We start from the raw sequence: 5,291 nt of genomic DNA, 5'->3' as shown, positions 1-5,291 counted from the left end.
GCTGCGGGAGCTGGAGAACGCCGGGGTGGAGCTGTCCGGCAAGGCCGTCGTCGCGGGCTGAGCGGCCGGGAGGCGCACAGCGGGGCCGCCTGTCCTCAGGCGGCCCTGATGTGCGCCTCCTGTGCCGTACGGGCGCGGGTGGTGCCCCACAGAGCCGTCAGGGGGCGCCAGCGCTCCGTCTCGTGGTGCGGGCAGGAGCGCCACAGGGCGCCGTCGGGGTGGTGCAGCACGGCGGTGATCTCGTCCGGGGTGGGCGGGGCCGCGTTGCCCCGCAGGTAGACGGCGCGCAGGCCCAGGTTCCTGAGCCTGGTCAGCGCGCGGGCCCGGTTCGCGGCCCGCACCAGCACCCGGATCCGGCCGGGCGCGGCGGGGTGGCGCAGCTGGAGCGCGACCACGACGCTGCCGTCGGGCAGCCGGACAAAGCCTCCGTCGGCCATGACACACCTTTCGCTCGGGGTCCCGGGACGTGGGGGGACCCCGCCATCCTCACCCGGCCGGCCGTCGCCCAACAAGGGGCGACGGCCGGAATACGGTGGGTGAGCGGGCGACCGCGCGGGGTCAGCGGCGGCTCGGGGACACGTGGAGCACCATCGGGATGGCGCCGCTGCCGGTCGGCGACTGCGTCAGGATGCTGATCCTGGTGTTGGTGTCCGGCACGACCACGCTGTTCCACGGGTTGGCCGGGTCCCAGTAGTCGCCGGTGCGGTCGTCGAAGTACGGCACGCCGCGGTGGGCGGGCAGCGTGGTGGGCACGCTGTCCTTGTGCAGGGTCACCTTCGGCGTCGGGTAGAGGCTGAAGGTGGCGTCCCGGGACTGGATGCGGTTGCGCAGCAGCGTGCCGTCCGACCAGCTCTCGGCGGCCGGGGAGGCGTCCACCGGCAGGATCAGGCCCTCGCCCGGGTGCTGACGGGTGTTGTTGTCGCTCTGCGAGGTGTCCCACAGCCACACCAGCAGGCCGGACTGGTAGGCGTAGTGCTCGACCCAGTCGTCCTTGGTGTCCAGGAAGCCGAAGTTGTACGGGCCGTGCTTCAGGGTGCGGTCGAAGCCGGTGTACTGGCGGTTCTCCGCGATGTAGAACTGCGGGTAGTCGTCGGTGATCGAGGCGCCCACCAGGGAGAAGCCGTTCACCCGCCAGTCGCCCGTGCCGTTCTCGGCGTCGTCGGCGAACAGCGTCGCGCCGTCGGCGGTGACGGTGATCTCGTCGGCGGTGAAGCCGAGTTCGGTCAGGGCGCCGTCGGTGAGGTAGCGGAAGCGCAGCTCGACGCTCTGCCCGGTGTAGGCGTCCAGCGGGTAGGACAGGGCGACATGGCCGCCGGACTCACCGTGCAGCGCGGTGCGTCCGGCGCTGTCGGTGGGCAGCGGGGCGCCGTCGCCGGTACCGGTCAGCGGGGTGAAGGTGGCGCCGCCGTCGGTGGAGACCTCGGTGTAGAGGAAGTCGTAGTCCTCCTCGATGCTCCACCAGCCGGTGAGGTCGAGGGAGGCTGCGGTGACCCCGGTCAGATCGACGGTGCGGGTCAGGGTGTTGCTGAGGTTGTCGCCGCTGCCGCTCCACCACTGGGTCGCGCCCTGGGCCGGGGCGACCAGGTCGGTGGTGACGGTCTTGGCGGGGAGTTCGACGACCAGCGCCTGGGCGTCGGGGCGGCGGTTGCCCTCGGGGAACCGGCCGGAGGAGGCACCCAGGAGGTGGGTGGAACGGGTGGCGGCGCGGGCCGTGTCGTAGTCCAGCCAGCCCAGTTGCAGCTTCTCCCAGGGGCCCATGTCGTTGGGCAGGGTGCCGATGGCGCCGTCGCCCTTGTCGCTCAGCCAGGAGCCGGAGGACATCGCGGACCAGAAGCCGGTGCCGTTCTCGCCGCCCGAGGTGTCGTACAGGTCGGGCAGACCGAGGTCGTGGGCGTACTCGTGGGCGAAGACGCCGACGCCGCCGTTCTCGGGCTGGATGGTGTAGTCGCCGACCCAGATGCCGGTGTCGCCGATCTCCACGCCGCCGGCCGGGTTCTGCGGCGGCCCGGTCAGGCCGACCTGGTCGGCGAAGGCGTACCAGCGGTGGGCCCAGATGGCGTCGTCGCCCTGCGCGCCGCCGCCGGCGGAGGCGTCCTCGCCGGCGTGGACGATCTGGAAGTGGTCGAGGTAGCCGTCGGGCTCGTTGAAGTTGCCGTCGTTGTTGTAGTCGTAGCGGTCCTGCTGGTCGTACTCGGCCAGGATGTCGCGGATCTCGTCCCGGGACAGACCGCGGGCGATCTGGTCGTCGTACCAGGCGTTGACGCCGTCGGCCACGACCTCCCACACCGAGCGGCAGACGTTGGAGCCGCAGGCGGTGTTGCCGTAACGGGCCTCGTTGTAGTCGACCTTGACCCAGTCGGTGACGATGCCGTCGATGGAGTACCGGCCCGAGGACTGGCTCTCGAAGTACTGCTTGACGGACGGCTCGGCCGGGTCGGTGCCGTAGTACAGCTCCTGGTAGTGCTCCCGGCTGAAGTCCTTCTGCCAGATGGTGCTGTTGTCCACCGAACGGTCCGGCTCGGCGATCCGATTGGCCAGCGGGCCGGGGTCGCCGCCGAACTCCGGGTGGATCTCGTCGCCGAACTCGACCAGGATGGTGAAGATCTTGTCCGTGCCGGTGGTGGCCACCTCGACGAACTCCCCGTCGGCGAGTTCGACGACCTCGGAGCCGTGCTGGGAGCGGGGGCGGGCCTGACCGGTGATCAGCTGCTGGTGCGCTTCCTGCTTGAGCGCCTCGCGCTTCTCGGCGAGCGGGTTCTCCAGGTGCGGCTCGGCGGCGAACAGCTGCTGCTCGGCGGGGAGTCCGATGGCGTCGTCGGCGGTGGTGGCCGAGGCGCTGCCGGCGGGCACGAGGACGGCGGCGGTCAGGGCGGCGACGGTGGTGGCCGCGGCGAGTGCGGTAGATCTCCGGGATCTGCCTGGGGTGTTCACTCTGGCATCTGTCCTTTGTCGCGAACATGGTCGGTGATCAGAGGCATTGCACACGAGGCGACGACGAAAAGACAGATCCTGCCGAAAACGATCACGGAATCTCATGTTCATTTCACGATCTGTTGATATATGACTCCGTGCGCCCCCCGTGCTCCGGTCCGACGGAACCGGAACGAGGCATCAGACTCGTACGGTGCGGGCATGCACGCCCGTAGCACCCCGACCGCACACCAGCACCCCACCCTCAGGACGGACTCCGTCATGCCGCATCCGCATCCGACCCCCCTGCAGATCGTCTACGGTTCGGGCACGGTCCTGATCACCACACTCCTCCTGCTCCTGACCACCGGAGCCGGGAGCGTCCCCGCACTCGCCGGTATCGCCGCGCTCGCGCTCGGACTCGGCGTCACCGTCACCCTGGTGCTCCGCACCAGGACCGCACCGCCCGGACCGGCCGCGCCCGCGACGGCACCGGCCGCCGCCCGTTCCCTGCCCGAGCCCGCCCCCCGGCCGGCCGAACGCCCGCACGCCCGGGTGTGAGCGCGGGGCGCCGGCCGGTACGTCACGTCACGAGGCGGTCGCGACCACCACGGTCCTGGCCGCCTTGTCGTGCAGACACTGCCGGTAGGGGCGGTCCCAGGTGCAGTTGAGGACGTTGACCAGCCAGAAGATGAAGCCGATGCACGGCAGCAGCTGCGGCAGCGAGTACACCGCCGCCCTGATCCACGCCGGATTGCCGCGCGGCACCGCGCCGTCGGCCAGCATGGCCGCCCGGATCCGCATCGCCATCTTCCCCAGCGTCTGGCCGCGTGCGCTGAGCATCGCCCCGTCGTAGATGAAGTACACGATGATGACCGCGGCTTGCTGGAAATAGTTGCTGCCCGACCCCGTGTCGTAGGAACGGTCGCCGGTGACCGCCCACAGGATGAGGGACATCGGGATCCCGATGATCAGCGCGTCGATGATGCGGGCCACCAGACGCCGGCCGAGCGAGGCCAGCGGCGGCATCCCGGCCAGCGGATCGGGCACCCCGTACGCCCCCGTGCCCGCGCCCGGCACCTCGCCGGAGGGCGGCGGCGCGCTGGGATAGCCGGGCGGCGGCTCCCCGCCGGGCGGCACCCCCGCGCCCGGCGGCGGCATCCGGCCCGGGGGCGGTGTCCCGCCGGGCGGCGGCGTACCTTCCGGGGGCGGTGTACCTTCCGGGGGCTGCTGGCCCGCTGCCGGGCGCGGTTCGTCGTCGCCGGACGGTGGCTGCGGCTGGTCGGTGCTCATGGCCCGAGTCGACCCCGGGCCACCCCCGCACGCACCCCGGCGTGGGTCGTTCGGGCTACACGTGTGCCCCGTCGGGGTCGCTCAGCCCGCGACGAACGTCCCGGCCGCCTTGTCGTGCCAGCACTGGCGCCAGGGCCGGTCCCGCAGCCCCCACAGGACATTGACCGCCCCGAGGACGGCCGTCACCGCCAGCACGCCGTGCACCAGCCAGCGCAGCACCGCCGCTCCGAAGGACGGCTTCTGCTGGCTCCGCAGGTCGAACACCCGCAGCTTGCACAGCGCCTTGCCGGGCGAGCGGCCCCACAGGGCGGTCGGCAGCGCCTCGAAGAGGAAACCGGCCACCAGGAAGACCCCGAGCACCATGGCCAGATGGCCGCCGGTGGTGCCGTCGATCAGCCAGATCTCGCGGGTGACCCCGGCCTCGTTGGCCGCGTCGATCTGCCGCTGGATGTGGTCCCTGGCATCCCCCAGCACCATCGCCGCCATCGCCCCGGCGGCCGCCAGCGGCAGCAGCGAGTCGAGCAGCCGGGCCAGCAGCCGCCGGCCGGGACCGGCCGGGTACAGCTGATCGCCCGCGCCGAACAGCGCGTCCTTGCGGAACGGCAGCGGGGTGAGCGGATCCGCCTGGTGCGAGCGCAGGAACGGCGACTGCTGCACCTGTGGCGCGGGCTGGGCCTGCGCCGGTGGCAGGTGCTGCTGCTGGGGCGGCTGCGGCTGGGCCGCGGGCTGCTGCTGCTCCGGCAGCGGCGGCAGGCCGGGGGACGCCGGGCGGGGCGCGGACTGCGGCGCCTGCTGGGCCAGCTCCCGTACCTGGTGCTGCCAGGACTCGCCCTTGGGCAGCCGCAGCTGCGCCGTCTGCTCGTGCGGGGTCTCCGGCGGTGCCTGCCGGGCCCCCTGCGCGGGCAGCGCCGGGCGGGACGCGGCCGGGCGGGCCGGGGTCGCCGGCCGCGGCGCCGGGGCCTGCTGCTGCTCGGGCACGGCGGGCAGCTGGGCCGCGGCCGGCTCCGGCCGCGGCGCCACCGGCTCGCTCCTGGCCGGTGCCTGCGGCTGGGCCTGGGGCGGTGCCTGCGGCGAGGACGGGCGCGGGG

At 72.8% G+C, this 5,291-nt stretch carries 5 protein-coding genes; 1 reads left to right on the top strand and 4 read right to left on the bottom strand.

Translation table 11 applies throughout. The features are described 5' to 3' along the window. Positions 1-95: 95 nt before the first annotated feature. Entirely contained in the window at positions 96-437 is a 342-nt protein-coding gene (locus tag ACFV5N_RS24340; RefSeq protein ID WP_385603679.1) for a hypothetical protein, read from the bottom strand. Between the two features lie 121 nt (positions 438-558). Further along, positions 559-2,931: an immune inhibitor A domain-containing protein gene (locus ACFV5N_RS24335; protein ID WP_385603676.1), complete on the bottom strand. Its 2,373-nt coding sequence runs from the start codon at positions 2,929-2,931 to the stop codon at positions 559-561. Between the two features lie 201 nt (positions 2,932-3,132). On the opposite strand from ACFV5N_RS24335, the gene ACFV5N_RS24330 reads away from it, so the two are divergent. After that, positions 3,133-3,471 carry a hypothetical protein gene (locus ACFV5N_RS24330; RefSeq protein ID WP_385603672.1) on the top strand — a complete coding sequence of 113 codons (339 nt, stop codon included), beginning with the start codon at positions 3,133-3,135 and terminating at the stop codon, positions 3,469-3,471. 27 nt (positions 3,472-3,498) lie between these two features. Here the strand turns inward: ACFV5N_RS24330 and ACFV5N_RS24325 are convergent, their stop codons facing one another. Both ACFV5N_RS24325 and ACFV5N_RS24320 read right to left on the bottom strand, forming a co-directional pair. Then, a complete protein-coding gene (locus ACFV5N_RS24325; RefSeq protein ID WP_385603669.1) occupies positions 3,499-4,203 on the bottom strand; it encodes an RDD family protein in 705 nt (234 codons plus the stop codon). Between the two features lie 81 nt (positions 4,204-4,284). Then, positions 4,285-5,291: RDD family protein (locus ACFV5N_RS24320; RefSeq protein WP_385603666.1), on the bottom strand; the 1,007-nt coding region annotated here is incomplete at its 5' end.

Origin of the sequence: Streptomyces sp. NPDC059853 (assembly GCF_042731495.1) — a bacterium.
Classification (GTDB): domain Bacteria; phylum Actinomycetota; class Actinomycetes; order Streptomycetales; family Streptomycetaceae; genus Streptomyces.
This window is presented reverse-complemented; position numbering and strand designations above follow the sequence as displayed.